General features: G+C 66.2%; 35 protein-coding genes. All 35 read right to left on the bottom strand.

Annotated elements, in window-relative coordinates:
• Nucleotides 1-176: 176 nt before the first annotated feature.
• Entirely contained in the window at nucleotides 177-1121 is a 945-nt protein-coding gene (gene truA, locus HOW07_RS05315; RefSeq protein WP_079001723.1) for a tRNA pseudouridine(38-40) synthase TruA, read from the bottom strand.
• Nucleotides 1111-2124 (bottom strand): GNAT family N-acetyltransferase, encoded by a 1014-nt coding sequence (locus HOW07_RS05320; protein ID WP_175116268.1) that lies wholly within the window; start codon nucleotides 2122-2124, stop codon nucleotides 1111-1113. Before HOW07_RS05320 ends, truA begins: the two co-directional genes overlap by 11 nt.
• A gap of 94 nt (nucleotides 2125-2218) precedes the next feature.
• The gene (rplQ, locus tag HOW07_RS05325) at nucleotides 2219-2776 is read right to left on the bottom strand and encodes a 50S ribosomal protein L17 (RefSeq protein WP_071259502.1); all 558 of its coding nucleotides are present in this window, start codon (nucleotides 2774-2776) and stop codon (nucleotides 2219-2221) included.
• 44 nt (nucleotides 2777-2820) lie between these two features.
• Nucleotides 2821-3813, bottom strand: a complete 993-nt coding sequence (locus HOW07_RS05330) for a DNA-directed RNA polymerase subunit alpha (RefSeq protein WP_056008091.1) — start codon at nucleotides 3811-3813, stop codon at nucleotides 2821-2823.
• 157 nt (nucleotides 3814-3970) lie between these two features.
• Nucleotides 3971-4369 (bottom strand): 30S ribosomal protein S11, encoded by a 399-nt coding sequence (rpsK, locus tag HOW07_RS05335; protein ID WP_056008094.1) that lies wholly within the window; start codon nucleotides 4367-4369, stop codon nucleotides 3971-3973.
• 41 nt (nucleotides 4370-4410) lie between these two features.
• The gene (rpsM, locus tag HOW07_RS05340; RefSeq protein ID WP_064296688.1) at nucleotides 4411-4785 is read right to left on the bottom strand and encodes a 30S ribosomal protein S13; all 375 of its coding nucleotides are present in this window, start codon (nucleotides 4783-4785) and stop codon (nucleotides 4411-4413) included.
• 162 nt (nucleotides 4786-4947) lie between these two features.
• Nucleotides 4948-5061 (bottom strand): 50S ribosomal protein L36, encoded by a 114-nt coding sequence (gene rpmJ, locus HOW07_RS05345; RefSeq protein WP_021759549.1) that lies wholly within the window; start codon nucleotides 5059-5061, stop codon nucleotides 4948-4950.
• Nucleotides 5062-5141: 80 nt separating this feature from the next.
• Nucleotides 5142-5363, bottom strand: a complete 222-nt coding sequence (gene infA, locus HOW07_RS05350) for a translation initiation factor IF-1 (protein WP_017885304.1) — start codon at nucleotides 5361-5363, stop codon at nucleotides 5142-5144.
• Nucleotides 5364-5512: 149 nt separating this feature from the next.
• Nucleotides 5513-6397 (bottom strand): aminodeoxychorismate lyase, encoded by an 885-nt coding sequence (locus HOW07_RS05355; RefSeq protein WP_217485093.1) that lies wholly within the window; start codon nucleotides 6395-6397, stop codon nucleotides 5513-5515.
• 53 nt (nucleotides 6398-6450) lie between these two features.
• Nucleotides 6451-7290 (bottom strand): type I methionyl aminopeptidase, encoded by an 840-nt coding sequence (map, locus tag HOW07_RS05360; RefSeq protein WP_079001715.1) that lies wholly within the window; start codon nucleotides 7288-7290, stop codon nucleotides 6451-6453.
• A gap of 21 nt (nucleotides 7291-7311) precedes the next feature.
• Nucleotides 7312-7920 (bottom strand): adenylate kinase, encoded by a 609-nt coding sequence (locus tag HOW07_RS05365; RefSeq protein WP_064296690.1) that lies wholly within the window; start codon nucleotides 7918-7920, stop codon nucleotides 7312-7314.
• Nucleotides 7917-9245 carry a preprotein translocase subunit SecY gene (gene secY, locus HOW07_RS05370; RefSeq protein WP_064296691.1) on the bottom strand — a complete coding sequence of 443 codons (1329 nt, stop codon included), beginning with the start codon at nucleotides 9243-9245 and terminating at the stop codon, nucleotides 7917-7919. Before secY ends, HOW07_RS05365 begins: the two co-directional genes overlap by 4 nt.
• Nucleotides 9246-9338: 93 nt before the next feature.
• The gene (gene rplO, locus HOW07_RS05375; RefSeq protein WP_079705265.1) at nucleotides 9339-9935 is read right to left on the bottom strand and encodes a 50S ribosomal protein L15; all 597 of its coding nucleotides are present in this window, start codon (nucleotides 9933-9935) and stop codon (nucleotides 9339-9341) included.
• Nucleotides 9935-10117: a 50S ribosomal protein L30 gene (rpmD, locus tag HOW07_RS05380; RefSeq protein WP_079001710.1), complete on the bottom strand. Its 183-nt coding sequence runs from the start codon at nucleotides 10115-10117 to the stop codon at nucleotides 9935-9937. The genes rplO and rpmD overlap by 1 nt, the downstream gene beginning before the upstream one ends.
• Nucleotides 10117-10785, bottom strand: a complete 669-nt coding sequence (gene rpsE / locus HOW07_RS19320) for a 30S ribosomal protein S5 (protein ID WP_229939737.1) — start codon at nucleotides 10783-10785, stop codon at nucleotides 10117-10119. The genes rpmD and rpsE overlap by 1 nt, the downstream gene beginning before the upstream one ends.
• 38 nt (nucleotides 10786-10823) lie before the next feature.
• Entirely contained in the window at nucleotides 10824-11183 is a 360-nt protein-coding gene (rplR, locus tag HOW07_RS05390; protein WP_064296693.1) for a 50S ribosomal protein L18, read from the bottom strand.
• Nucleotides 11184-11185: 2 nt separating this feature from the next.
• Complete coding sequence (gene rplF / locus HOW07_RS05395) at nucleotides 11186-11722, bottom strand: 50S ribosomal protein L6 (protein WP_064296694.1); 537 nt, start codon at nucleotides 11720-11722, stop codon at nucleotides 11186-11188.
• Nucleotides 11723-11728: 6 nt separating this feature from the next.
• Complete coding sequence (gene rpsH / locus HOW07_RS05400) at nucleotides 11729-12127, bottom strand: 30S ribosomal protein S8 (RefSeq protein WP_064296695.1); 399 nt, start codon at nucleotides 12125-12127, stop codon at nucleotides 11729-11731.
• 145 nt (nucleotides 12128-12272) lie between these two features.
• Nucleotides 12273-12857: a 50S ribosomal protein L5 gene (gene rplE / locus HOW07_RS05405; protein ID WP_056008119.1), complete on the bottom strand. Its 585-nt coding sequence runs from the start codon at nucleotides 12855-12857 to the stop codon at nucleotides 12273-12275.
• Complete coding sequence (rplX, locus tag HOW07_RS05410) at nucleotides 12857-13216, bottom strand: 50S ribosomal protein L24 (protein ID WP_056008121.1); 360 nt, start codon at nucleotides 13214-13216, stop codon at nucleotides 12857-12859. Before rplX ends, rplE begins: the two co-directional genes overlap by 1 nt.
• A 3-nt stretch (nucleotides 13217-13219) precedes the next feature.
• The gene (rplN, locus tag HOW07_RS05415) at nucleotides 13220-13588 is read right to left on the bottom strand and encodes a 50S ribosomal protein L14 (RefSeq protein ID WP_064296696.1); all 369 of its coding nucleotides are present in this window, start codon (nucleotides 13586-13588) and stop codon (nucleotides 13220-13222) included.
• 31 nt (nucleotides 13589-13619) lie between these two features.
• On the bottom strand, nucleotides 13620-13940 hold the full coding sequence (gene rpsQ, locus HOW07_RS05420) for a 30S ribosomal protein S17 (RefSeq protein WP_056008125.1): 321 nt from the start codon (nucleotides 13938-13940) through the stop codon (nucleotides 13620-13622).
• A gap of 2 nt (nucleotides 13941-13942) precedes the next feature.
• Entirely contained in the window at nucleotides 13943-14278 is a 336-nt protein-coding gene (gene rpmC, locus HOW07_RS05425; RefSeq protein WP_064296697.1) for a 50S ribosomal protein L29, read from the bottom strand.
• Complete coding sequence (rplP, locus tag HOW07_RS05430) at nucleotides 14278-14697, bottom strand: 50S ribosomal protein L16 (RefSeq protein WP_064296698.1); 420 nt, start codon at nucleotides 14695-14697, stop codon at nucleotides 14278-14280. Before rplP ends, rpmC begins: the two co-directional genes overlap by 1 nt.
• A 2-nt stretch (nucleotides 14698-14699) precedes the next feature.
• Nucleotides 14700-15488, bottom strand: coding sequence for a 30S ribosomal protein S3 (rpsC, locus tag HOW07_RS05435; protein WP_064296699.1), 789 nt, complete (start codon nucleotides 15486-15488; stop codon nucleotides 14700-14702).
• Nucleotides 15488-15880 (bottom strand): 50S ribosomal protein L22, encoded by a 393-nt coding sequence (rplV, locus tag HOW07_RS05440; protein ID WP_175116269.1) that lies wholly within the window; start codon nucleotides 15878-15880, stop codon nucleotides 15488-15490. Before rplV ends, rpsC begins: the two co-directional genes overlap by 1 nt.
• 26 nt (nucleotides 15881-15906) lie before the next feature.
• A complete protein-coding gene (gene rpsS / locus HOW07_RS05445; RefSeq protein ID WP_064296700.1) occupies nucleotides 15907-16188 on the bottom strand; it encodes a 30S ribosomal protein S19 in 282 nt (93 codons plus the stop codon).
• Between the two features lie 12 nt (nucleotides 16189-16200).
• Nucleotides 16201-17040 carry a 50S ribosomal protein L2 gene (gene rplB / locus HOW07_RS05450; protein WP_064296701.1) on the bottom strand — a complete coding sequence of 280 codons (840 nt, stop codon included), beginning with the start codon at nucleotides 17038-17040 and terminating at the stop codon, nucleotides 16201-16203.
• A 28-nt stretch (nucleotides 17041-17068) separates the two neighbouring features.
• Nucleotides 17069-17368 (bottom strand): 50S ribosomal protein L23, encoded by a 300-nt coding sequence (gene rplW, locus HOW07_RS05455; RefSeq protein ID WP_056008147.1) that lies wholly within the window; start codon nucleotides 17366-17368, stop codon nucleotides 17069-17071.
• Nucleotides 17365-18030, bottom strand: a complete 666-nt coding sequence (gene rplD, locus HOW07_RS05460) for a 50S ribosomal protein L4 (protein WP_175116270.1) — start codon at nucleotides 18028-18030, stop codon at nucleotides 17365-17367. Before rplD ends, rplW begins: the two co-directional genes overlap by 4 nt.
• 4 nt (nucleotides 18031-18034) lie before the next feature.
• Entirely contained in the window at nucleotides 18035-18688 is a 654-nt protein-coding gene (gene rplC, locus HOW07_RS05465) for a 50S ribosomal protein L3 (protein WP_071259511.1), read from the bottom strand.
• A 24-nt stretch (nucleotides 18689-18712) separates the two neighbouring features.
• Complete coding sequence (gene rpsJ / locus HOW07_RS05470; RefSeq protein ID WP_005050520.1) at nucleotides 18713-19021, bottom strand: 30S ribosomal protein S10; 309 nt, start codon at nucleotides 19019-19021, stop codon at nucleotides 18713-18715.
• A gap of 469 nt (nucleotides 19022-19490) precedes the next feature.
• The gene (locus HOW07_RS05475) at nucleotides 19491-21311 is read right to left on the bottom strand and encodes a DUF4012 domain-containing protein (RefSeq protein WP_175116271.1); all 1821 of its coding nucleotides are present in this window, start codon (nucleotides 21309-21311) and stop codon (nucleotides 19491-19493) included.
• 169 nt (nucleotides 21312-21480) lie between these two features.
• Nucleotides 21481-22671, bottom strand: a complete 1191-nt coding sequence (gene tuf / locus HOW07_RS05480) for an elongation factor Tu (protein ID WP_064296705.1) — start codon at nucleotides 22669-22671, stop codon at nucleotides 21481-21483.
• Between the two features lie 141 nt (nucleotides 22672-22812).
• Complete coding sequence (fusA, locus tag HOW07_RS05485) at nucleotides 22813-24927, bottom strand: elongation factor G (protein ID WP_064296706.1); 2115 nt, start codon at nucleotides 24925-24927, stop codon at nucleotides 22813-22815.
• Between the last annotated feature and the right edge of the window lie 57 nt (nucleotides 24928-24984).

The raw sequence follows: 24984 nt of genomic DNA on the forward strand, positions 1-24984 counted from the left end.
AATAGTGCTGCTTTCTGGTCGGAGTTGGTCGTTCGTGAATCCCGCTCCTGTTGGGTGTTCCGAACGGAACGCCCGAGGTGGAGGGCTCAACTTCGGGTACCGCGCCGCAGAAGGCGCAGGCACCAACGGGAGAGTCTACGCGACGACGTCCCGGCGGTCAATTCCCACCGGGAACCTCACTCGGCGCTCGCTTCCACGTGCTCGTGGCTCCGCCGCTGACGGGTCTCGGCGGCCCGCGCGTGCAGCAGCCCCGGCTCGGGGTAACCGACCTCGACGAGGGTGAGCCCGCGCGCCGGCATCACCCGGAAGTCGACCTCCCGCCGCCCGCCGTCGCGGAGCCGGACGACCTCGTCGAGCGACATGCGCCCCTCCCCTACGGCGACGCAGGCGCCGACGAGCGCCCGCACCATGCTGTGGCAGAACGCGTCGGCGGTGAGGCTCGCCACGAGCACGCCCGCTTCGTCCCGCTCCCAGCTGAAGGACTGCAGGGTCCGGATGGTCGTCGCGCGTGGTCTCGGTTTGCAGTACGCCTGGAAGTCGTGGAGCCCCACGAGCGAGGTGGCCGCCCGGTGGAGCAGCTCGACGTCGAGCGACGCCGTCGTCCAGCTCGTCGTCCGCCGGAGGATCGGGTCCTTGCGGACGTCGGCGTCCGCGAGGCGGTAGCGGTAGTGACGCCAGACAGCCGAGAAGCGCGCGTCGAAGCCCTCCGACGCCGGTTCCGCCGTGTGGATCACGACGTCGCGGTCCATCCCGAGCACGCCGTTCAGTCGACGCACGAGCAGGGAGCTCGCGGTCTCGTTCCGCGGCGTACCGTCGTGGAACTCGGCGTGGCGCCCCTGCAATCGCGTGATCTTCGCGAGCTGCGGCTCGGTGAGGTCGAGGTGCGCCACCTGACCGGCCGCATGCACGCCGGCATCAGTCCGTCCGGCCACCACGAACCGTGGCATCGGCGGGACGGTCTTGCCGAGCACGCGATACAGCGCCTCCTCCAGGACCCCCTCGACCGTCCGGAGCCCCGGCTGCTTCGCCCATCCGGCGAAGTCCGTGCCGTCGTACGCGATGGCGAGCCGGAACCGCTGGGTCGGGAGGACGTCCGCTGCCGCGACCTGCTCAGCGCTCACGGACGTACGCCAGATCACGCGTCGTCGCGACGAAGCCCTGTCGTTCGTACAGCCCGAGTGCACCCGTGGGGCTGGCCGTGTCGACCTCCAGCGTCGCCCGCTCGAGGCCGGCTGCCTGGATCCGACGAAGCGCCGTGGCGAGCAGTGCCGGTGCGAGTCGTCGGCCACGCCAGTCGCGCACGGTCCCGACGAGGGCGATGTACGCGCTGGTGAACCCTTGCGCGGACCAGCTGTCCTCATCCACCTCGGCCAGCGTGAAGCCGACGACCCGTCCGTCGTCGTCGATCGCCACCACGGAGAGGTCGGCTCGGAAGTGGGACCCGCCGACGAACTGCTCCCACATCGCCGGGACCGTCTCCAGGCTGCCCCAGTGATCCCGGAACGAGTCGTTCCGAGCCTGTCTCGTGCGTTCGGCCACGTCCGGGTGGTACGCCTCGAGCCGGACACCGTCGGGCACGTCGATCTCGTCGACGGGCGCGGAGAGATCGCGTTCCATGATCGTGAAGTACCGCGCCACGACGAAGCCGAACCGCTCCAACAGCCGCGCCGCCCCCGGGTTCCGTTCGTCGACGTAGGCACGGGACGAAGCTGGAGCACCCGTCTCCACGGAAGCCAGCTGCTGCTCGGACCGTTCCATCGACCACGCGAGCACCGCTCGGCCGATCCCCCGCTCACGCCATGCGGGATGCACGCCGCCGAAGACGTATGAATAGACGGACACGTCTCGTGAGGGCGACAGGATCACCATCGCGTAGGCGACCAGCGTGCCGTCGGCGGCGATCGCCAGCAGGCTGTCCGCAGCCATGTCGATCCACGCGTGGTCGAACTCGTCCGCGATCTCGTCACGGCTCGTCACCCGGTGGGGGTTGTCGAACGGATCCATGGCGCGGCACAGCGCCACGATGTCGTCGATGTCCGCGCGGACCGCCGGACGCCATCGGTCGACGTCGGGGTGCTGCGGCAGGGCCGGCTGGCCGGCCGGAACGGCGGGAGTGGTACTCATGTCTCCAGCCTAGGACACCGTCGCAGCGCCGCCAGGAACGACGGAACCCCGCTCTCCAGGTGGAGGGCGGGGTTCCGTTCGTGTGTCGCTGAACCTACTTAGCGTCCTTCGCGGGAGCCTCGTCGGTGGCCTCACCGGCGTCGACGGACTCGCCGTCGGTCTCGGTCGCCTCGACGGCTTCCGTCGCCTCTGCGTCGGCCTCGACCTCGGCGGGGGTCTCCTCGGCCGGAGCCTCGTCGACCGGCGCTGCGGCGTGCTTCGCGGACTGCTTGGCCGGCTTCGCCTTCGGCGTGACGGGCTCGAGGACAAGCTCGATCACGGCCATCGGAGCGTTGTCGCCCTTGCGGTAACCGGTCTTGATGATGCGCGTGTAGCCACCCTGACGGTCGGCGACGAGGGGCGCGATCTCCGTGAAGAGCTCGTGGACGACGCTCTTGTCGGTGATGGTCGCGAGCACCCGACGGCGGGCGTGCAGGTCGCCGCGCTTCGCGAAGGTGATCAGGCGCTCAGCGAGCGGACGCAGGCGCTTCGCCTTGGTCTCGGTGGTCTGGATGCGCTTGTGGGTGAACAGCGCAGCAGCGAGGTTGGCGAGCAGGAGACGCTCGTGGGCAGGTCCGCCTCCGAGGCGGGGTCCCTTGGTGGGAGTAGGCATTCTTGTCTCTCTTCAGGTTGGAAAGTCGTCAGGTGGATCGCGTGCTAGGAGACGGTCTCGTCGTCGTAGCCGCTGTAGAAGTGGGCGCCGTCGAACCCGGGAACCGAGTCCTTCAGCGAGAGGCCCATTTCGGTGAGCTTGTCGCGAACTTCATCCACCGACTTCTGTCCGAAGTTGCGGATGTTCATGAGCTGCGTCTCCGACAGCGCGACGAGCTCGCTGACGTTGTTGATGCCCTCGCGCTTGAGGCAGTTGTACGAGCGCACGGAGAGGTCGAGGTCCTCGATCGGGATCGAGAGCTCACCCGGCAGCACGGCGTCGACCGGCGCGGGGCCGATCTCGATGCCCTCTGCGGCGGTGTTGAGCTCGCGAGCCAGGCCGAACAGCTCGGTCAGCGTGCGACCGGCCGACGCGATGGCGTCGCGCGGCGTGATGGCCGGCTTCGACTCGACGTCGACGACCAGGCGGTCGAAGTCGGTGCGCTCACCGGCACGAGTCGCCTCGACGCGGTAGGTCACCTTGAGGACGGGCGAGTAGATCGAGTCGACGGGGATCTGACCGGCTTCGCTGAACTCGTTGCGGTTCTGCGTGGCCGACACGTAGCCGCGGCCACGCTCGATCGTGAGCTCGAGCTCGAACTTCGCCTTGTCGTTGAGGGTCGCGATGACGAGGTCCGGGTTGTGGACCTCGACGCCGGCCGGAGCCGAGATGTCCGCTGCGGTGACCTGGCCTGCGCCGGTCTTGCGGAGGTACGCCGTGATCGGCTCGTCGTGCTCGCTGGAGACGACGAGGCCCTTGATGTTCAGGATGATCTCGGTGACGTCTTCCTTGACACCGGGGATCGTGCTGAACTCGTGCAGCACGCCGTCGATGCGGATGCTGGTGACGGCTGCACCCGGGATGGACGACAGCAGGGTGCGACGGAGCGAGTTCCCGAGGGTGTACCCGAAGCCTGGCTCGAGCGGCTCGATGATGAACCGGCTGCGGAACTCCGAGATGGATTCTTCGGTGAGCGTAGGGCGCTGTGCGATGAGCACTATGGATTCCTTTCGGCTAAGTGTCCGCTATATGACACTTGCGTTGGCGAGGTAGTGAATGGTGTTCGCTGGCCCTGGTCACCAGGACCATGCCGTGATCCGTCCGCGGCGATCGGACGATCGCTACGGACGGATCACGGCCGGTGAACCGAAGGAATTAGACGCGGCGACGCTTCGGGGGGCGGCAGCCGTTGTGTGCCTGAGGCGTGACGTCGTTGATCGAGCCGACCTCGAGGCCCGCGGCCTGGAGCGAACGGATCGCGGTCTCGCGGCCGGAGCCGGGTCCCTTGACGAAGACGTCGACCTTCTTCATGCCGTGCTCCTGCGCCTGACGCGCAGCCGACTCGGCGGCGAGCTGTGCGGCGAACGGGGTCGACTTACGCGAACCCTTGAAGCCGACGCCACCGGACGAAGCCCAGCTGATGACCGCGCCCGAGGGGTCGGTGATCGAGACGATCGTGTTGTTGAACGTCGACTTGATGTGGGCCTGGCCCACGGCGATGTTCTTCTTTTCCTTCTTACGCGGCTTCCGAACGGCCGACTTTGGTGCTGCCATGAATATCTCCTGAGTCCTATGACGAGGCGACTAGGCGGGGCCTAGCGAGCCTTCTTCTTGCCGGCGACGGTGCGCTTCGGGCCCTTGCGGGTGCGCGCGTTGGTCTTGGTGCGCTGGCCGCGGACCGGAAGTCCACGACGGTGACGGATGCCCTGGTAGGACCCGATCTCCACCTTGCGGCGGATGTCGGCGGCGACCTCACGGCGGAGGTCACCCTCGACCTTGAAGGTGCCCTCGATGTAATCGCGCAGGGCGATCAGCTGGTCATCGGTGAGATCCTTCACGCGGATGTCTCCGCTGATGCCGGTGTCGGCGAGGGTCTTGAGTGACCGCGTGCGGCCAACACCGTAGATGTACGTCAGTGCAACTTCCACGCGCTTGTCGCGTGGGATGTCTACGCCGGCGAGACGTGCCATGGTGGCTTCTCCTAGGAGTTGTGGAGGTGTGGAGCAGTTCCGGTGCTCGGGCCTCCGACCCGAGGTGTCACCCGCGGCGCACGATGTGCTGCGGGATCTGGAACTGCCGTTAGAGGGGTGGTGCTGTGTTGCTCAGGGCTGCGTGCTGCAGGTCCTCTGAGATCAACCCTGGCGCTGCTTGTGGCGCGGGTTCTCGCAGATGACCATGACGCGGCCGTTGCGACGGATGACCTTGCACTTGTCGCAGATCTTCTTGACGCTGGGCTTGACCTTCATAGTTCTCTCTTTTCGCTGTCATCGTGCCGGGCCGACCACCGGGTGGTGGAGGCGCGTCCGGCCGTTACTTACAGCGCGACCTACTTGTAGCGGTAGACGATCCGACCACGGGTCAGGTCGTAGGGGGTCAGTTCCACGATCACGCGGTCCTCTGGGAGGATGCGGATGTAGTGCTGACGCATTTTGCCCGAAATGTGGGCAAGTACCTTGTGTCCGTTGGTCAGCTCAACGCGGAACATCGCGTTGGGCAGAGCCTCGACCACTTGGCCCTCGATCTCGATGACGCCGTCTTTTTTGGCCATAGCCTCACTGTCGCTCAGGTTGAGTCGCACTGGTCGTGCGGATGGATTGCGGTGCGGATGTCGGCTCGCCGAAGGCATGCAGAAAGCACCAAAGATCGATTCTATGCTATGTTTCCGGGTTTCGCCAACTCAACGTCGGCCACGACCTCTCAGTCGGTGCGGGAGAGCAGCGCATCGTTGATCTGCGTCGTGAGACCGGCGTCCATCGCCAGCGCACGTCCGTCCACCGCACGCACCGGCGCTGCCAGTCGGACGCTGGAGAGCAGCCACGCCGCTTCCGCGTCGAGCACGTCCTCCGGTGTCAGCATCCGGTACTCGTGCGCGAGCCCCTGCTCCTCGAGATGGGCCCAGAGCGCCAGCTGCGTGGTGCCGGGGAGGATGCCGCTCGACGGCGGCGGCGTCACGAAGGTCCCGTCGATCCGCACGACCACGGTGGAGGTCGGGCCCTCGAGGACGAAGCCGTCGCTGCTGACGAAGAGCACGTCGTCAGCTCCGCGACGGTGCGCCTCACGGAGCGCGGCCATGTTCACCGCGTACGACAGCGTCTTGGCACCGGCGAGCAGCCACGGCGAACGCTGCTGCACGTCGCTCGCGAGGCCTCGGTCGAGCAGGACGACCTCGATGCCGTTCTCGCGCTCGGGGAACCCGTCAGCCGGCGTCGCCGAGACCCACGCGGTCGGGCGTCCGCCACTCCCCCGCGTCACGACGAGTCGGACGGCGCTCTGATCGACGATGGGGAGTTCCGCGACCGCGCGGGCGATGGCGACTCGCCACTGAGCGTGGTTCGGCGCAGGCAGATCGAGGATCGCCGCCGACTCGGTCAGCCGGTCGAGGTGCGCCTCGACCGACTGCGGGTGCCGGCCGACGACACCGATCGTCTCGAAGATCCCGTCCCCCCGCGCGGGACCCAGATCGAAGACGCTCAAGACGCCGGACCCGTCGCCGGCCGGCGTGATCGTGGCCGCGAGGTCGGCGTCGTCGAGGACGGTGTCTGCGGGGAGGACGTCGAGAAGGAACACGATCGGCACGCTCATGCCGAGCAACTCTACCGGGACGGACGAGGTCCGGCCGGCGACCTGGCGGGCGGTCAGGCTGGACGGACCGGGGTGACGCCGAAGGCGGCGAGGGCCGCGGCCCCGCCATCGTGAGCGGTCAGGACCCAGATGCCGTCGCGGTGCACGGCGACGCTGTGCTCCCAGTGCGCCGCCGAGCCACCGTCCAGCGTGGCGACCGTCCATTCGTCGTCGCGGACGAAGGTGTCTGGGCTCCCGGCGACCACCATGGGTTCGATGGCCACCACGAGTCCGGGCTTCACTTCGGGTCCGCGCTGACGGACCCGGTAGTTGAACACCGGCGGTGCCTCGTGCATCGTGCGTCCGATGCCGTGCCCGACGTAGTCCGTGAGGATCCCGTAGGGCTTCCCCTCGGGTGAGTGGTCCTCGACGTACTCCTCGATCGCGGCACCGACCTGGTTCAGGTGTCGGGCGGTCGCGAGTTCGGCGATCCCGGCCCACAGCGAGCCCTCCGTCACCGCCGAGAGGCGCTCGCGCTCGGTGACGAGCTCCGGGCGCGTGGGATCGGTGAGCACGATGGTCATCGCGGAGTCGCCGTTCCAGCCGTCGATCTCGGCGCCGCTGTCGATCGACACGATGTCGCCCGCCTGCAGCACGCGTGACCCGGGGATGCCGTGGACCACGTCCTCGTTGACCGAGGTGCAGACCGTGTGCCGGTAGCCGGGGACGAGCTTGAAGTTGGAGTGCCCGCCGGCCGCGACGATCGCCGCCTCGGCAGCCGCGTCGAGTTGCAGCGTCGTCACCCCGGGGGCGACGAGCGCACGCACCGCATCGAGCGAGGCCGCGGTCGCCAGCCCCGGCGCGATCATGGCGCGGATCTGGTCAGGGGTCTTGTAGATCGACTTCCGGAACACCGTGATGGATGTGTCGGTGCGTCAGACGGCCGGAACGATGATGCCGCGAGCGGCGAGGGCCGCGTCGATCCGCGCGGTCACGTCATCGACCTCGCCGAGGCCGTCGACTGCCACGACGAGCCCCCGGGCCGTGAAGACCTCGATCAGCGGCGCGGTCTCGTGCGCGTAGAGGTCGAGCCGGTGGCGGATGACCTCCTCCGTGTCGTCGGTGCGACCCTGCTCGGCGGCACGCTTGAGGAGTCGTGAGACGACCTCTTCCGTGTCGGCCTGCAGCTGCACGACGGCGTCCAGGCTCGCGTCGTTCTCTGCGAGCAGAGCGTCGAGCGCGACGACCTGGTCGGTGGTCCGCGGGTACCCGTCGAGCAGGAACCCCTCGACGGCGTCGGGCTGGTGGAGCCGGTCGCGGACGATCTCGTTCGTCAAGGAGTCGGGGACGTACCCGCCCTCGCTCACGATCGCCTGGACCTGCTTCCCGAGCGCCGTACCCTCCTTGATGTTCGCGCGGAAGATGTCGCCCGTCGAGATCGCGGGGATGTCGAAGCGCTCCGCGAGGAACGCCGCCTGGGTGCCCTTGCCGGATCCCGGAGGACCGACGATGAGCAGGCGGGGCTTGCCGGCCGCCGCGCTCAACGCAGGAGCCCTTCGTAGTGGCGCTGCTGGAGTTGCGAGTCGATCTGCTTGACCGTCTCGAGTCCGACACCCACGATGATGAGGATCGACGCCCCACCGAACGGGAAGTTCGCGTTCGCACCGACCAGGGCCAGCGCGATGAGCGGCAGGAGGGCGATCAACCCCAGGTAGATCGATCCGGGCAGGGTCACTCGGGTCAGCACGTAGTCGAGGTACTCGGCCGTCGGGCGTCCGGCACGGATGCCCGGGATGAACCCGCCGTACTTCTTCATGTTGTCGGCGACCTCTTCAGGGTTGAAGGTGATCGCGACGTAGAAGTAGGTGAAGCCGACGATGAGCAAGAAGTACATGAGCATGTACAGCGGGTGGTCACCCTTGGTGAGGTACTGCTGGATCCACAGGACCCAGGGCGCCGGAGTGCCGGTCGTCGGCTGGTTGAACTGCGCGATGAGGGCCGGCAGGTACAGGATCGACGACGCGAAGATGACGGGCACCACACCGGCCATGTTGACCTTGATGGGGATGTAGGTGTTGTTGCCGCCGTACGTCCGGCGTCCGACCATGCGCTTCGCGTATTGCACGGGGATGCGACGTTGCGACTGCTCGACGAAGACGACGAGTCCGACGATCACGAGGCCGACGGCGAGCACGAGGAGGAAGACCTCCGGGCCCTTCGCGGTCCAGATGGCGGCCAGCGAGCCCGGGAACGTGGCTGCGATCGAGGTGAAGATGAGGAGCGACATGCCGTTGCCGACGCCGCGCTCGGTGACGAGCTCGGCCATCCACATGACGAGGCCGGTGCCCGCGGTCATGGTGACGACCATGAGGAGCATGCCGTACCAGGTGCCGCCCTGGGCGGTGATGAGGTCGGCGCAGACGCCGCCCTGGTTGCCGAACAGTGCGCCGCTCTTGGCGACCGTGATGAGCGTCGTCGACTGGAGGATGCCGAGGAAGATCGTGAGGTACCGCGTGTACTGCGTCAGCTTGCCCTGGCCGGCCTGGCCTTCTTTGTGCAGCGTCTCGAAGTGCGGGATGACCACGCGGAGGAGCTGGACGATGATCGACGCGGTGATGTAGGGCATGATGCCCAGCGCGAAGATGGAGAGTTGGAGGAGCGCGCCACCACTGAAGAGGTTGACGAGCTCGTAGAGGCCTGATGCGCCGGCGGCCTGCTGGTTCGCGAGGCACTGCTGCACGTTCGGGAAGTTCACGAACGGAGCGGGGATGAAGGACCCCAGCCGGTAGATGGCGATGATTCCGAGTGTGAACCCGATCTTGCGACGAAGATCCGGGGTCCGGAAGATCCGGCCGATGGCGCTGAACAAAAGGGGCCTCCTGTGAGATGTTGCGGGGTCGGCCCGGGTGACCGGCATGATGCCGGCCACCCGAGTGAGCTCCTGTGCGGAGCCGGCCGAGGGCTACTTGACGCTGCCCCCGGCTGCCACGATCTTCTGCTCAGCTGAGCCGGAGACCTTGTCAACCGCGACATTCAGCTTAACCGAGATGTCACCGTTTCCGAGAACCTTGACCTTCTCGTTCTTCCGGACGGCACCCTTGGCGACGAGGTCCACCGTGGTGACGTCGCCACCCTTCGGGTACAGCTCGGCGAGCTTCTCCAGGTTCACGACCTGGTACTCGACGCGGAAGGGGTTCTTGAAGCCACGGAGCTTCGGGGTGCGCATGTGCAGCGGCATCTGCCCACCCTCGAAGCCGACCTTGACGTTGTAACGCGCCTTCGTACCCTTGGTACCGCGACCGGCGGTCTTACCCTTGGACGCCTCACCACGGCCCACGCGCATCCGGGACTTCTTGGCCCCGGCGGCCGGACGCAGGTGGTGCACCTTCAGGACCTGCTCGCGCTTCTCAGCGGGCTCGTCCTTCGCGGGCTTCTTGGCTGCAGCGGCCTTGGGGGCCGCCTTCGCCTTGGGCTCGGCCTTCGCGGCAGCCGTCTTCGGAGCTGCCTTGGCAGCGGCCTTGGGGGCCTTCTCCTCAGTGGTTTCGTTCTTCTCAGCCATTAGTCGATCTCCTCAACCTGTACGAGGTGAGCAACAGTGTTCACGTAGCCGCGGTTCTGCGCGTTGTCCGGACGGACGACGACAGCACCGATGCGACGGAGACCCAGGCTGCGAAGCGTGTCGCGCTGGTTCTGCTTCTCACTAATTCTGCCCTTGATCTGGGTGATCCTCAGCTGGGCCATCAGGCACCTACCTTCGCAGCAGCGGCCGCCTGAACGGCCTCTGCCTCTGCACGGAGCAGGCGGGCCGGAGCGACCTGGTCGAACTCGAGACCACGACGGGCTGCGACGGCACGAGGTTCCTCGAGCTGCTTCAGCGCCGTGACGGTCGCGTGGACGATGTTGATCGTGTTGGACGAACCGAGCGACTTGCTCAGCACGTCGTGGATGCCGGCGCACTCGAGGACGGCGCGGACGGGACCACCGGCGATGACACCGGTACCAGCGGCGGCGGGGCGCAGGAGCACCACGCCGGCTGCTGCCTCACCCTGGGTGGGGTGCGGGATGGTCGAGCCGACGCGCGGGACGCGGAAGAAGTTCTTCTTCGCCTCTTCGACGCCCTTCGCGATCGCGAGCGGGACTTCGCGGGCCTTGCCGTAGCCGACGCCGACCATGCCGTTGCCGTCACCGACGACCACGAGGGCGGTGAAGCTGAAGCGACGACCACCCTTCACGACCTTCGAGACACGGTTGATGGTCACGACGCGCTCCAGGAACTGGCTCTTGTCGCTGTCGCGGCTACCGCGGTCGCGGTTGGGGTTGCGCTCACGGCCTCCGCGGCGCGCCTCGCGCGGCTCGCGGTCGCCGGTGGGCGCCGTCGATGCCGCGGTCTCGACCGGGGCCTCGGCCACGGTCGCCACAGGCTCTTGCTGCTGCTTGTTGTCTTCGCTCACAGGTTCAATCCGCCCTCTCGAGCACCATCGGCAATTGCTGCCACGCGACCTGCGTAGCGGTTGCCTCCACGGTCAAATACGACATCGTCGATGCCGGCTGCCTTGGCACGCTCGGCGATGAGTTCGCCGACCTTGCGCGACTTGGCGGTCTTGTCGCCGTCGAACGTCCGGAGGGTGTCCTCCATGGTCGAGGCGGAGACGAGGGTGTGACCCTTCGTGTCATCGACAACCTGCACGAACACGTGACGGGCTGAACGGTTGACGACGAGGCGCGGACGGACCGCGGTGCCCTCGACCTTCTTGCGCAGACGCGTGTGGCGACGGCCACGTGCGGCAGTCTTCGTTGGACGAGCCATGGTTACTTACCAGCCTTTCCGGCCTTGCGACGCACGATCTCGCCGGCGTAGCGCACACCCTTGCCCTTGTACGGCTCGGGCTTGCGGATCTTACGGATGTTGGCGGCGACCTCGCCGACGGCCTGCTTGTCGATACCGGCGACCGTGAGCTTGTTGTTGCCCTCGACGGTCAGCGTGATGCCGACCGGCGGCTCGACGGTGACGGGGTGCGAGAAGCCGAGCGCGAACTCGACGGCGCTGCCCTTCTGAGCGACGCGGTAACCGGTACCGACGACCTCGAGGCCCTTGGTGTAGCCCTGCGTGACGCCGATGATCTGGTTCGCGATGAGCGTGCGGGTCAGGCCGTGGAGCGAGCGCGAGTTGCGCTCGTCGTCGGGACGCGTGACGAGCAGCTGTGCGTCTTCGAGCTTGACCTCGATGGGGCTCGCGACGGTGAGCTGGAGCTCACCCTTCGGGCCCTTGACGGTGACGTTCTGACCGGCGACGTCGATGGTGACGCCTGCCGGGATGTCGATGGGGAGTCTTCCAATACGAGACATGACTGGCTACCACACGTAGGCGAGGACTTCCCCACCCACGCCCTTCTTCTCGGCCTGGCGGTCCGTGAGGAGGCCGCTGGAGGTGGACAGGATGACGACGCCGAGGCCGCCGAGGACCTTGGGGATCTCGTTCGACTTCGCGTAGACGCGGAGGCCGGGCTTCGAGACGCGCTTGATGCCGGCGATGGAGCGCTCGCGGTTCGGGCCGAACTTGAGGCTCAGCGAGAGCGTCTGTCCGACGGCCGCGTCAGCGACCTCCCAGCCGGAGATGTAGCCCTCGGACTTGAGGATCTCCGCGATGTTCACCTTGAGCTTGGAGTGCGGCATCGACACGGTGTCGTGGTGCGCCGAGTTCGCATTGCGCAGTCTGGTCAGCATGTCTGCGACCGGATCTGTCATGGTCATATCGAGTGTTTCCTTTGTTCACCAGGTTTCGACATCCTGTGCAAGGGTGCCGACCTGTGGTGGTTGAACCGTTCTGGGCAGGAGTGCCCCGAACGGGCGGAAGCCCGGTCCTCGACATACACCGAGGACCGGGCAGAAGCTCAGCCTACTTGGACTCAGCCGCCTTGAACGGGAAGCCGAGCGCCTTGAGCAGCGCGCGACCCTCGTCGTCGTTCTTGGCCGTGGTCACGACGGTGATGTCGAAGCCGCGGACACGATCGATCTTGTCCTGGTCGATCTCGTGGAACATCGACTGCTCCTGGAGACCGAAGGTGTAGTTGCCGTTGCCGTCGAACTGCTTGTCCGAGAGACCGCGGAAGTCGCGGATACGCGGAAGAGCGAGGCTCAGCAGGCGGTCGAGGAACTCCCACGCGCGGTCGCCACGAAGCGTGACGTGAGCGCCGATGGGCTGACCCTCGCGCAGCTTGAACTGCGCGATGGACTTGCGTGCCTTGGTGACCTGCGGCTTCTGGCCGGTGATCTTGGTGAGGTCCGAAACAGCGCCGTCGATGACCTTGCTGTCGCGAGCGGCCTCGCCCACACCGGTGTTGACGACGACCTTCACGAGTCCGGGCACCTGGTGCACGTTCGTGAAGCCGAAGTCCTTCTGCAGCTGCGGAAGGATCTCAGCGCGGTACTTCTGCTTGAGACGGGGCTGGATTTTGCCAGTCGCCACTTCTGTGTCGGTCATTACAGGTCCTTACCTGACTTCTTGGCGTAACGAACGCGGACCGTCTTGGTGACGCCGTCCTTCGTGACTTCCTCGTTGCGGTGGCCGACCTTGGTCGGTCCCTTGGTCTCCGGGTCGACGAGCGCGACGTTGGAGATGTGGATCGAAGCCTCGACGGTCTCGATGCCGCCGGTCTTCGTTCCACGCTGGGTCTGGCCGACACGGGAGTGCTTCGTGACGTAGTTGACGCCCTCCACGATCACCCGGTTCTTGTCCGCCAGGACCTCGATGACGCGACCCTGCTTGCCGCGGTAACCACCGCGGTCCTGCTTCGGGCCGGAGACGACCTGAACCAGGTCGCCCTTCTTGATCTTTGCCATGACTTAGATAACCTCCGGCGCCAACGAGACGATCTTCATGAACTTCTTGTCACGAAGCTCGCGACCGACCGGTCCGAAGATGCGGGTACCACGGGGGTCCCCGTCAGCCTTCAGGATGACAGCGGCGTTCTCGTCGAACTTGATGTACGAACCGTCGGAACGACGGGTCTGCTTGCGGGTGCGGACGATGACCGCCTTGACGACGTCGCCCTTCTTGACGTTGCCACCGGGGATCGCGTCCTTGACGGTCGCGACGATGGTGTCACCGAGGCCCGCGTAGCGGCGGCCGGAGCCACCGAGCACGCGAATGGTCAGGAGCTCCTTGGCGCCGGTGTTGTCGGCGACCTTGACTCGTGATTCTTGCTGAAGCATTGTTCGCTTTCCTCTCAGTAAGCCGCGAGGCCTACTTGGCCTTCTCGAGAATCTCGACCAGACGCCAGCGCTTGGTGGCGCTGGTGGGGCGGGTCTCGCTGATCAGGACGAGGTCGCCGATGCCGGCGGAGTTCGCCTCGTCGTGAGCCTTGACCTTGGAGGTGCGGCGGATGACCTTGCCGTAGAGCGGGTGCTTCACGCGGTCCTCGACCTCGACGACGATGGTCTTCTCCATCTTGTCGCTGGTCACCAGACCACGGCGGGTCTTGCGGTAGCCACGAGCAGCGGCGTCCTTGACGTCGTGCTCGGCCGACTCGTGACCCTCGGGGGCCTTGTCAGTAGCGGTAGCCATGTCTAGGCCTCCTTCGTGGTCTCGGCGTCGGCTGCAGCGGTGTCCTCGGACTTCGGTGCGGCCTTGGCCTTCTTGGTCTTCTTCTCGGCCTTGGCCTCGACGACCTCGACGGTCGGCGTGGCCCGGATGCCGAGCTCGCGCTCACGGATGACCGTGTAGATGCGAGCGATGTCGCGCTTCACGGCGCGCAGGCGGCCGTGGTTCTCGAGCTGCCCCGTGGCCGACTGGAAGCGCAGGTTGAACAGCTCTTCCTTGGCCTTGCGGAGCTCCTCGATGAGGCGCTGGTCTTCAAAGGTGTCGAGCTCGACGGGGGTGAGCTCCTTGGATCCGATCGCCATTATGCGTCGCCCTCCTCGCGCTTGATGATGCGTGCCTTGAGGGGCAGCTTGTGGATTGCACGGGTCAGCGCCTCGCGGGCCAGGGTCTCATCGACTCCGGCGACCTCGAACAGCACACGACCCGGCTTGACGTTCGCGACCCACCACTCGGGCGAACCCTTACCGGAACCCATGCGGGTTTCGGCGGGCTTCTTGGTCAGCGGACGGTCGGGGTAGATGTTGATCCACACCTTTCCGCCACGCTTGATGTGACGCGTCATGGCGATACGAGCGGACTCGATCTGACGGTTGGTCACGTAAGCGGGCGTCAGGGCCTGGATACCGAACTCACCGAACGACACCTTGGTGCCACCGGTCGCCTGGCCGGAACGGCCGGGGTGGTGCTGCTTCCGGTGCTTGACTTTGCGTGGGATCAACATGGTTATGCCTCAACTCCTGCGGCGGCGGGCGCCTCGGCAGCTGCCTTGGGGGCGCTGCTCGGACCGGCGTTCCGACGGGGGCGGTCGCCACCGTCGCGACGTTCCGGACGCGTCGACTTCTGGTTGGCCTGCTCGCGAGCAAGCTCCTTGTTGGTGATGTCGCCCTTGTAGATCCAGACCTTCACGCCGATACGGCCGAACGTGGTCTTCGCCTCGTAGAAGCCGTAGTCGATGTTCGCGCGGAGGGTGTGCAGCGGCACACGGCCTTCGCGGTAGAACTCGGAACGGCTCATCTCGGCGCCGCCGAGGCGGCCGGACACCTGGATGCGGACACCCTTGACGGTGGACGTGCGCTGAGCGCCCTGCAGGCCCTTACGCATCGCGCGGCGGAATGCCACACGTGCGGAGAGCTGCTCGGCGATGCCCTGCGCTACGAGCTGAGCGTCGGCCTCGGGGTTCTTGACCTCGAGGATGTTCAGCTGGATCTGCTTCTTCGTGAGCTTCTCGAGGTCGGCGCGGATGCGCTCGGCCTCGGCGCCACGGCGACCGATCACGATGCCCGGACGGGCGGTGTGGATGTCGACGCGGACGCGGTCACGGGTGCGCTCGATCTCGATGCGGCTGACACCAGCGCGGTCGAGCGAGGTCGCCAGCAGACGGCGGATCTTGACGTCTTCCGCGACGAAGTCGCTGTAACGCTGACCCTTCTTCGTGCTGTCGGAGAACCAACGCGACACGTGGTCGGTCGTGATTCCCAGACGGAAGCCGTATGGATTGACTTTCTGACCCATTACTTGCTCACCTTCTTGGCCTTGGCAGCGCCGGTAGTCTCATCAGGCGTCGAAAGCTCGACGGTGATGTGGCTGGTGCGCTTGAGGATGCGGAACGCGCGGCCCTGTGCGCGGGGACGGAAACGCTTGAGGGTTGCACCCTCATCGACGTACGCCTTTGCGATGTACAGGTCCTGCTCGTCAAGGAACACGTTGTCCTTGTCGGCCGTGACGCGAGCGTTCGCGATGGCCGAGGCAACGAGCTTGTAGATGGGCTCGCTGGCGCTCTGTGGTGCGAACTTCAGGATGGCCAAGGCCTCCTGAGCCTGCTTGCCACGGATGAGCGCGACGACACGACGGGCCTTCTGGGGGGTGACGCGGATGTGTCGCACGCGGGCGATCGACTCCACCATTTCTCTTCCTCCTTCACGTCACCGCGTTAGCGGCGACGGCCCTTCTTGTCGTCCTTCACGTGTCCACGGAAGGTGCGGGTGGGCGCGAACTCGCCGAGCTTGTGCCCGACCATCGTCTCGGTGACGAACACCGGGATGTGCTTGCGACCGTCGTGGACGGCGATGGTGTGACCCAGCATCGCCGGGATGATCATCGATCGACGCGACCAGGTCTTGATCACGTTCTTGTTGTTGGCCTCGTTCGCCGTGACGACCTTGCGGAGCAGGTGGTCGTCGACGAAGGGGCCCTTCTTGAGACTGCGTGGCATCTTCTCTTACTCCTACTTACGCTTCTTGCCGGCGGTACGACGACGAACGATGAGCTTGTCGCTTTCCTTGTTGGGGTGGCGCGTGCGGCCTTCCTTCTGGCCCCACGGGCTGACCGGGTGACGTCCACCGGAGGTCTTGCCCTCACCACCACCGTGCGGGTGGTCGATCGGGTTCATCGCGACACCACGGACGGTCGGGCGGACGCCCAGCCAGCGCTTACGGCCGGCCTTACCCCAGTTGATGTTCGACTGCTCGGCGTTGCCGACCTCACCGATGGTGGCGCGGCAGCGCAGGTCGACGTTGCGGATCTCGCCGGACGGCAGACGGAGCTGCGCGTACGGGCCGTCCTTCGCGACGAGACGCACCGATGCACCCGCGGAGCGGGCCATCTTCGCGCCGCCGCCGGGACGGAGCTCGATCGCGTGGATGACCGTACCGGTGGGGATGTTCTTCAGCGGCAGGTTGTTGCCGGGCTTGATGTCAGCGCCGGCACCCGACTCGACCACGTCGCCCTGGCTGAGCTTGTTCGGAGCCAGGATGTAGCGCTTGGTGCCGTCCACGAAGTGGAGCAGCGCGATACGCGCGGTGCGGTTGGGGTCGTACTCGATGTGAGCGACCTTGGCGTTGACGCCGTCCTTGTCGTTGCGACGGAAGTCGATCAGACGGTACTGGCGCTTGTGGCCACCACCGATGTGACGCGTCGTGATGCGGCCCTGGTTGTTGCGACCACCGGTCTTCGACAACGGACGAAGCAGCGACTTCTCCGGCGTGGTGCGGGTGATCTCCGCGAAGTCCGCGACAGACGAACCGCGACGACCAGGAGTCGTGGGCTTGTACTTACGAATAGCCATTTCTTATTCCTCTTCGTTCCCGGCCGTCTTAGCCAACAGCCGTGAAGATGTCGATGGAACCCGACTTGAGCGACACGATGGCGCGCTTGGTGTCCTTGCGCTTGCCGGTGCCGAACTTGGTGCGACGGGTCTTGCCCTGACGGGTGAGGGTGTTGATCGAAGCGACCTCGACACCGAAGATCTTCTCGATGGCGAGCTTGATCTCGGTCTTGTTCGAGCGCGGGTCGACGAGGAAGGTGTACTTGCCCTCGTCGATCAGGCTGTAGCTCTTCTCGGAGACGACCGGCGCGAAGATGACGTCGCGGGGGTCCTTGTTGATCGCGGTCATGCCGAGACCTCCTCGGTTGCGGCCGTGTTGCCGGTCTTGCTGGCGACGAATGCCTCGAAGGCGGCCTTGGTGAAGACGATGTCGTCGGAGACGAGCACGTCGTATGCGTTCAGCTGGTCGTACGACAGCACGTGCACGTTCTGCAGGTTGCGGACGCTGCGGAGGCTGAGCTCGTCGTCGCGCTGGAGGACGATCAGGACGTGCTTCGAGGAAGCGACGTTCGTCAGGTACTCGGACACGGCCTTCGTCGACGGCTTCTCACCGATCGAGAGGGAGTCGACGACGTGCAGGCGGCTGCCGCGTGCGCGGTCGGAGAGGGCGCCGAGGAGAGCCGCGGCGATCATCTTCTTGGGGGTGCGCTGTGCGTAGTTGCGGGGCACTGGACCGTGGACGATGCCACCGCCGGTCATCTGAGGTGCACGGATGGAGCCCTGACGAGCGTTACCCGTACCCTTCTGCTTGAACGGCTTGCGGCCGGCACCGGACACTTCGCCGCGGCGCTTGGTCTTGTGCGTCCCCTGGCGGGCGGCAGCGAGCTGCGCGACGACCACCTGGTGGATGAGCGGGACGTTGGTCTGAACGTCGAACACCTCGGCAGGAAGGTCGACGGTGCCGGCCTTCTTGAGCTTGGTGTCGAGCACGTCGAGAGTAGCGATAGCCATGGAACTACGCTCCCTTCACTGCGGTGCGGACGAATACGATACGGCCACGAGCGCCGGGAACGGCACCCTTGACGAGCAGCAGGCCCTTCTCGGCGTCGATGGCGTGAACCCGGAGGTTCAGCACGGTGACGCGCTCGCCACCCATACGACCGGCCATGCGCATGCCCTTGAAGACACGGCTCGGGGTCGAGGAGGCGCCGATGGAGCCCGGCTTGCGGTGGTTGCGGTGAGCACCGTGAGATGCGCCCATGCCCTTGAAGTTGTGACGCTTCATGACACCGGCGAAACCCTTACCCTTCGAAGTGCCGACGACGTCGACCTTCTGGCCGGCCTCGAAGACACCGTCGACGGTGAGCTCCTGGCCGAGCGAGTACTCGGATGCGTCGGCGGTGCGGACCTCGGTGAGGTGGCGACGCGGCGTCACGCCGGCCTTGTCGAAGTGACCCGCGTCAGGCTTGCTGACCTTGCGGGGATCGATCTGGCCGTACGCGATCTGCACGGCGTCGTAGCCGTCGACCTCGGGGGTGCGAACCTGCGTGACCACGTTGGGCGTGATCTCGATGACGGTGACGGGGACGAGCTTGTTGTTCTCGTCCCACACCTGGGTCATGCCGAGCTTGGTGCCGAGCAGACCCTTGCTGGTCTTCGTGTTAGACATGTCTTCCTTCCGTCTCTACCGAGCTCAGAGCTTGATCTCGATGTTGACGTCCGCCGGCAGGTCGAGACGCATGAGCGAGTCGACGGCCTTCGGGGTCGGGTCGATGATGTCGATCAGACGCTTGTGGGTGCGCATTTCGAAGTGCTCCCGGCTGTCCTTGTACTTGTGCGGCGAACGGATCACGCAGACCACGTTCTTCTCCGTCGGAAGCGGCACCGGGCCGACGACGGTTGCGCCTGCACGGGTGACCGTGTCGACGATCTTGCGCGCCGAAGTATCGATGACCTCATGGTCATACGACTTCAGTCGGATGCGGATCTTCTGTCCCGCCATGTGTGACTCACTCTCTGTCTCGCGTCATGCGGATCGCTCCGTATTGGACGCATATCGTGCGCTTTGCAACGTTCGGTTGCTCCACGCCATTGGCACTACTGGTGTCGCACCACTGTTCTGCTGTCAACGACCACTCGTGTCTTGCGACCCTCGTGGTCATCCACCGGGTTCCACCCCGACTCGTGGTCGGCGCTGGGCGTAGCACTGCTACGACCTGGATTGCGATGAAGTGATTGGTGTTCTGCTACCCGCGGCCTAGGCTCGATCCCTGTCGCGTTGCCGCGTCTGGGAGCTCCTATGCACTACCTGGCAGTGATCCGCCGGAGCGCGCACAGGCACGCTCGTCCGAAGTACTGAACTGGACTAGTTTGCCACGGATCCACCATGCGTGCAACCCGGGCGTGTCGCGGGCGTCGGATGGTCAGGATCCGCCCAGTCTCGGGCGTCCCGAGCACCGAGGCGCCGCTGCTCAGCAGGGCTCGACGACGTTGTCGACCTCGACCGGACGCACCCCCGGAGAGCCCAGGAACCGCACGGCGTCGACCGTCGCACCGGACACGTCCGCATCGACGTCGAGCGTCACCGTCGCGCCCGGCGCGATCGTCACCACCATGTAGGCCACCGGGCGTCCGTCGTCCGATCCGGCCGTGTACGGGACCTCGGTGCCGTCCACGCGAACCGAGCGGATGTCGGCACCGTCGGGCGCGTAGGCCAGGACCCGCAGGCGCATCCAACCACGAGGGAGCCCCTCACGCTCGTGGAACCCCGCGATGTAGTCGAACGCCTCCGTGTCGAACTCCGACTCCGTGTCGATCGTGTTCGAGAGTTGCGACGCGACCATCACTGTGCGCGTCCCATCGACGTCGCACGAGCCCGCACGGACACGGACCTGCTGTCGGAGGTAGTACTCGAGCTTGGAGCCGACCGCGTCCGAGAGGTACAGCCCGAACGGCACCGAACGGGACGAACGCTCGGGCAGGCCGCCGGCGACCCCGGCGAGCACCAACGCCCGTTCCTCGACGCGGTCGGGACTCCAGGCGAGCAGACGCCGCTCGTCGACCGCCTGCACCCAGCCGCCGATCGCCCGGGGGACCGACATGGACCCCGCCTGCAGCTGCGAGGTGAGCGCCTGGACGACGGCGGTGAAGGTGGCGTCCTGCGCCCGGTTCGCCTCGTCGCTGAGACCGGGATGATCCCGATACACACCGTTCAGGAGTTCGTCGACCACCGTATCGCTCGACAGCTCCGTACCGTCGGCAAGGACCACGGGGCCCGTCGCTCGCAACAGGTGGGACAACGCGACCGGGTCGACGGCAAGGACCAGATCGGGCGTGACGCCCTGACTCTCCTGCCAGAGCCGCGAGGCCACCTGCGCACCGTAGGGGAAGTCCGGCCTCGCCGTCACCTCATGGATGGAGGTGCCCGCGGTAGCGTATCCCTCGGTCCGGTAGAGCGCGTCGGCATCGGCCGGGAGGGGCACCACCGGATCGGCGTGCGACACGAAGTCCGCGGCGCCGAGGGTCCTCGTCACGCCGAGCACCCCATCCTCGATGTGCACGAGCACCGAAGCTCCCGCGATGCCCCCGAGGGCTCGGCTCTCCGCCGAGTTCTGGAACAGGACGACCACGTCTCGCGACCCGTCCTCCCCCAGGAACCCGGGCAGCGCGCGAAGCACCGGTGCGAGCCGAGCAGCGAGCGGTGACGCCTCGCGCAGCGGACCGTCGAGCCCGACCAGCGCCGACGCCACCTGCGGGAGGAGCACCGAGTGGTCGAGGCGGTCGAGGCGCGCCACCTGCTCCTCGAGTCGCTCGAGCGCACGCGCCGAGGTGCGGGCGATGCTCCCCACCCGCGCCGTGTCCAGTCGACCGTCCACCGCCAGTCCGTCGAGGGACAGGCCGAGGACCGGCTCGACGACCTCGTCGACGACGACGTGCGCCGCCTCGACGGCCGTGCGCACCGCCTCGAAGTTGGCCCCGGAGACGGGCACGCGTTCCGCGAGCCACCAGTCAGGCCGCTGCGTCGACGCCAGTGCCCGCTCGACCGCATCACCGGCACGCTGCACGCCGTCGGGATCGATCGCCTCGGTGCCGACGCCATCGACGCCCGCTCGGATCGCCTCGATCTCAGGAAGGACCGAAGCGAGCTCGTCCCGGACGGACATGGCCTCCACCGCCGCCGACACGGTGGCTCCGGCGATGCCGAGCAGCATGGACAGGACGAAGACGCCCGGGATCAGCACACGTGGGCGCGACAGACGACGCGGACGGATGGACGAACGGGACACGGTCACCTCGGGCGGCTCGATACAGAATGGGTCGCCCGATATCTTACATATGAGTCGCCGGACGCCGATCGACCGACAGCACGCACGACGAAGGGCCCGGAGCGGAATGCTCCGGGCCCTTCGTGTGGAACCGTGTCGACCCTGAGGTCGATCAGGGGTTCGCGTCAGCGGATGCTTACGCGAGCACCTTGGTGACGGTGCCGGCGCCGACGGTGCGGCCACCCTCACGGATGGCGTAACCGAGGCCGACCTCCATGGCGATGGGCTGGATCAGCTCAACGGTCATGTCGGTGGTGTCGCCGGGCATGACCATCTCGGTGCCCTCGGGCAGCGTGATGACGCCGGTGACGTCGGTGGTGCGGAAGTAGAACTGCGGACGGTAGTTCGCGTAGAACGGGTTGTGACGCCCACCCTCATCCTTGGACAGGATGTACGCGGTGCCCTCGAAGTTCGTGTGCGGCGTGACCGAACCCGGCTTGACGACGACCTGGCCGCGCTCGACGTCTTCACGCTTCGTGCCGCGGAGCAGGAGACCACAGTTCTCGCCGGCCCATGCCTCGTCGAGCTGCTTGTGGAACATCTCGATACCCGTGACGATCGTCTTCTGCGTCGGGCGGATGCCGACGATCTCGACCTCGGAGTTGATCGCGAGCGTGCCACGCTCGGCGCGGCCCGTGACGACGGTTCCACGACCGGTGATCGTGAAGACGTCCTCGATCGGCATGAGGAAGGGCTTGTCCTTGTCGCGCACGGGGTCGGGGACGTTGGCGTCCACGGCGTCCATGAGGTCGAGGATGCTCTGCACCCACTTCTCGTCGCCCTCGAGCGCCTTGAGGCCCGAGACGCGGACGACCGGTGCGTCCTCAGCGAAGCCCTGCGAGGCGAGGAGCTCGGAGACCTCGAGCTCGACGAGCTCCAGGATCTCCTCGTCGTCGACCATGTCGGACTTGTTCAGCGCGACGAGCAGGTAGGGGACGCCGACCTGCTTGGCGAGCAGCACGTGCTCACGCGTCTGAGCCATCGGGCCGTCAGTGGCGGCGACGACCAGGATCGCGCCGTCCATCTGCGCAGCACCGGTGATCATGTTCTTGATGTAGTCGGCGTGACCGGGGGCGTCGACGTGCGCGTAGTGGCGCTTCGGGGTCTCGTACTCGACGTGCGAGATGTTGATCGTGATACCACGCTGACGCTCTTCCGGCGCGGAGTCGATCGACGCGAAGTCGCGCTGCACGTTGGTCGCGGACGGGAACTTGTCCGCCAGGACCTTCGAGATCGCCGCGGTGAGCGTGGTCTTGCCGTGGTCGACGTGACCGATCGTACCGATGTTGACGTGCGGCTTGGTCCGCTCGAACTTGGCCTTTGCCACTGTGAGTCCTCCTCAGGACGTTGTGCGGGACGCCGGGCACCATTCGATGCCCGACGCACTGCAGGGATGTGTATTCATGTTACGCGATCCGGCCGGGTGTTCGCACACCCGGCCGGACCGCGGTGAAGAGAGAGTGAGTGACTACTCGCCCTTGTTCTTCTGGATGATCTCGTCGGCGACAGCCTTCGGGACCTCCGCGTAGCTCTCGAACGTCATCGAGTACACGGCACGACCGGAGGTCTTCGACCGGAGGTCGCCGATGTAGCCGAACATCTCGGAGAGCGGCACGTTGGCACGGATGACCTTGACGCCGGTGGCGTCGTCCATGGACTGGATCTGTCCACGGCGCGAGTTGAGGTCTCCGATGACGTCGCCCATGTACTCCTCGGGAGTACGCACCTCGACCGCCATGAGCGGCTCGAGGAGGACGGGGTTGGCACGCGAGTAGGCCTCCTTGAGACCCATCGAGCCGGCGATCTTGAACGCCATCTCCGAGGAGTCGACGTCGTGCGCCGCACCATCGGTGATGATCGCCTTGACACCCACGACCGGGTAGCCGGCGAGGCCACCGACCTGCAGGGCGTCCTGGAAACCGGCGTCGATCGACGGGATGTACTCGCGCGGGATGCGACCACCGGTCACGGCGTTCACGAACTCGTAGGTCGTCTCCGGAGTGACGTCCATCGGCTCCAGATCGAACTGGATCTTCGCGAACTGACCCGAACCACCGGTCTGCTTCTTGTGCGTGTAGCCGTACTTCTCGACCTTGCGCTTGATGGTCTCGCGGTACGCGACCTGCGGCTTGCCGACGTTGGCCTCGACGTTGAACTCGCGCTTCATGCGGTCGACGAGGATATCGAGGTGGAGCTCGCCCATGCCCTTGATGACCGTCTGGCCGGTCTCGGTGTTCTGCTCGGTGCGGAACGTCGGGTCCTCTTCGGCCAGCTTCTGGATCGCGGTGCCCAGCTTCTCCTGGTCGGCCTTGGTCTTCGGCTCGATCGCGACCTCGATGACGGGCTCCGGGAAGCTCATCGACTCGAGGACGACCTGGTGCTGCGGGTCGGACAGGGTGTCACCGGTGGTGGTGTCCTTCAGGCCGATGACCGCGTAGATGTGACCGGCGGTGACGAAGTCGACCGGGTTCTCCTTGTTGGCGTGCATCTGGAAGATCTTCCCGATGCGCTCCTTCTTGCCCTTGGTCGAGTTGATGATCTGCGCACCGGAGTCGAGACGACCCGAGTAGACGCGGACGTACGTCAGGCGACCGAAGAACGGGTGCACCGCGACCTTGAACGCGAGCGCGGTGAAGGGCTCGGTCGAGTCGGGGTGACGCTCCACGACCTTCTCCTCGTCGCGCGCGTCGTGGGCCTCGATGGCCGGGACGTCAAGCGGGGAGGGGAGGTAGTCGATGACCGCGTCGAGCATCGGCTGGACGCCGCGGTTCTTGAACGCGGAGCCGCAGAGGACCGGGTACATGGTGCTCGTGATGGTGAGGTGACGGATCGCGGCCTTGATCTCCGCGACGGTCAGCTCTTCGCCACCGAAGTACTTCTCCATGAGTGCGTCGTCGGTCTCGGCGACGGCCTCGAGGAGCGCGGTGCGGTACTCGGCCGCCTTCTCCTTGAGGTCTTCCGGGATCTCCTCGATGGCGTACTTGGCGCCCATCTCGACGTCACCCTTGGCGTCTCCACGCCAGGTCAGCGCACGCATCTCGACGAGGTCGACGACGCCCTCGAAGTTGGACTCGGCACCGATCGGCAGCTGGATGACCAGCGGCTTCGCGCCGAGACGGCTGATGATCGTGTCGACGGTGAAGTAGAAGTCGGCGCCGAGCTTGTCCATCTTGTTGACGAAGCAGATGCGCGGGACGTCGTACTTGTCGGCCTGACGCCAGACGGTCTCGGACTGGGGCTCGACGCCCTCCTTGCCGTCGAACACCGCGACCGCGCCGTCGAGGACGCGGAGCGAACGCTCGACCTCGACCGTGAAGTCGACGTGGCCGGGGGTGTCGATGATGTTGATCTGGTTCTTGTTCCAGAAGCAGGTCGTCGCGGCGGACGTGATGGTGATGCCGCGCTCCTGCTCCTGCGCCATCCAGTCCATCGTCGACGCACCGTCGTGGGTCTCGCCGATCTTGTGGTTGACGCCCGTGTAGAACAGGATGCGCTCGGTGGTGGTGGTCTTGCCGGCATCGATGTGGGCCATGATGCCGATGTTGCGGACCTTGTTCAGGTCGGTGAGCACGTCTTGTGCCACGGGGTCCTCCGGGGATAGGTAGGGGTGAGCTGATTCACTCAGGTGTGCGAGGGCGGA

Origin of the sequence: Plantibacter sp. MCCC 1A11337, assembly GCF_013349365.1 — a bacterium.
GTDB lineage: Bacteria > Actinomycetota > Actinomycetes > Actinomycetales > Microbacteriaceae > Plantibacter > Plantibacter flavus_A.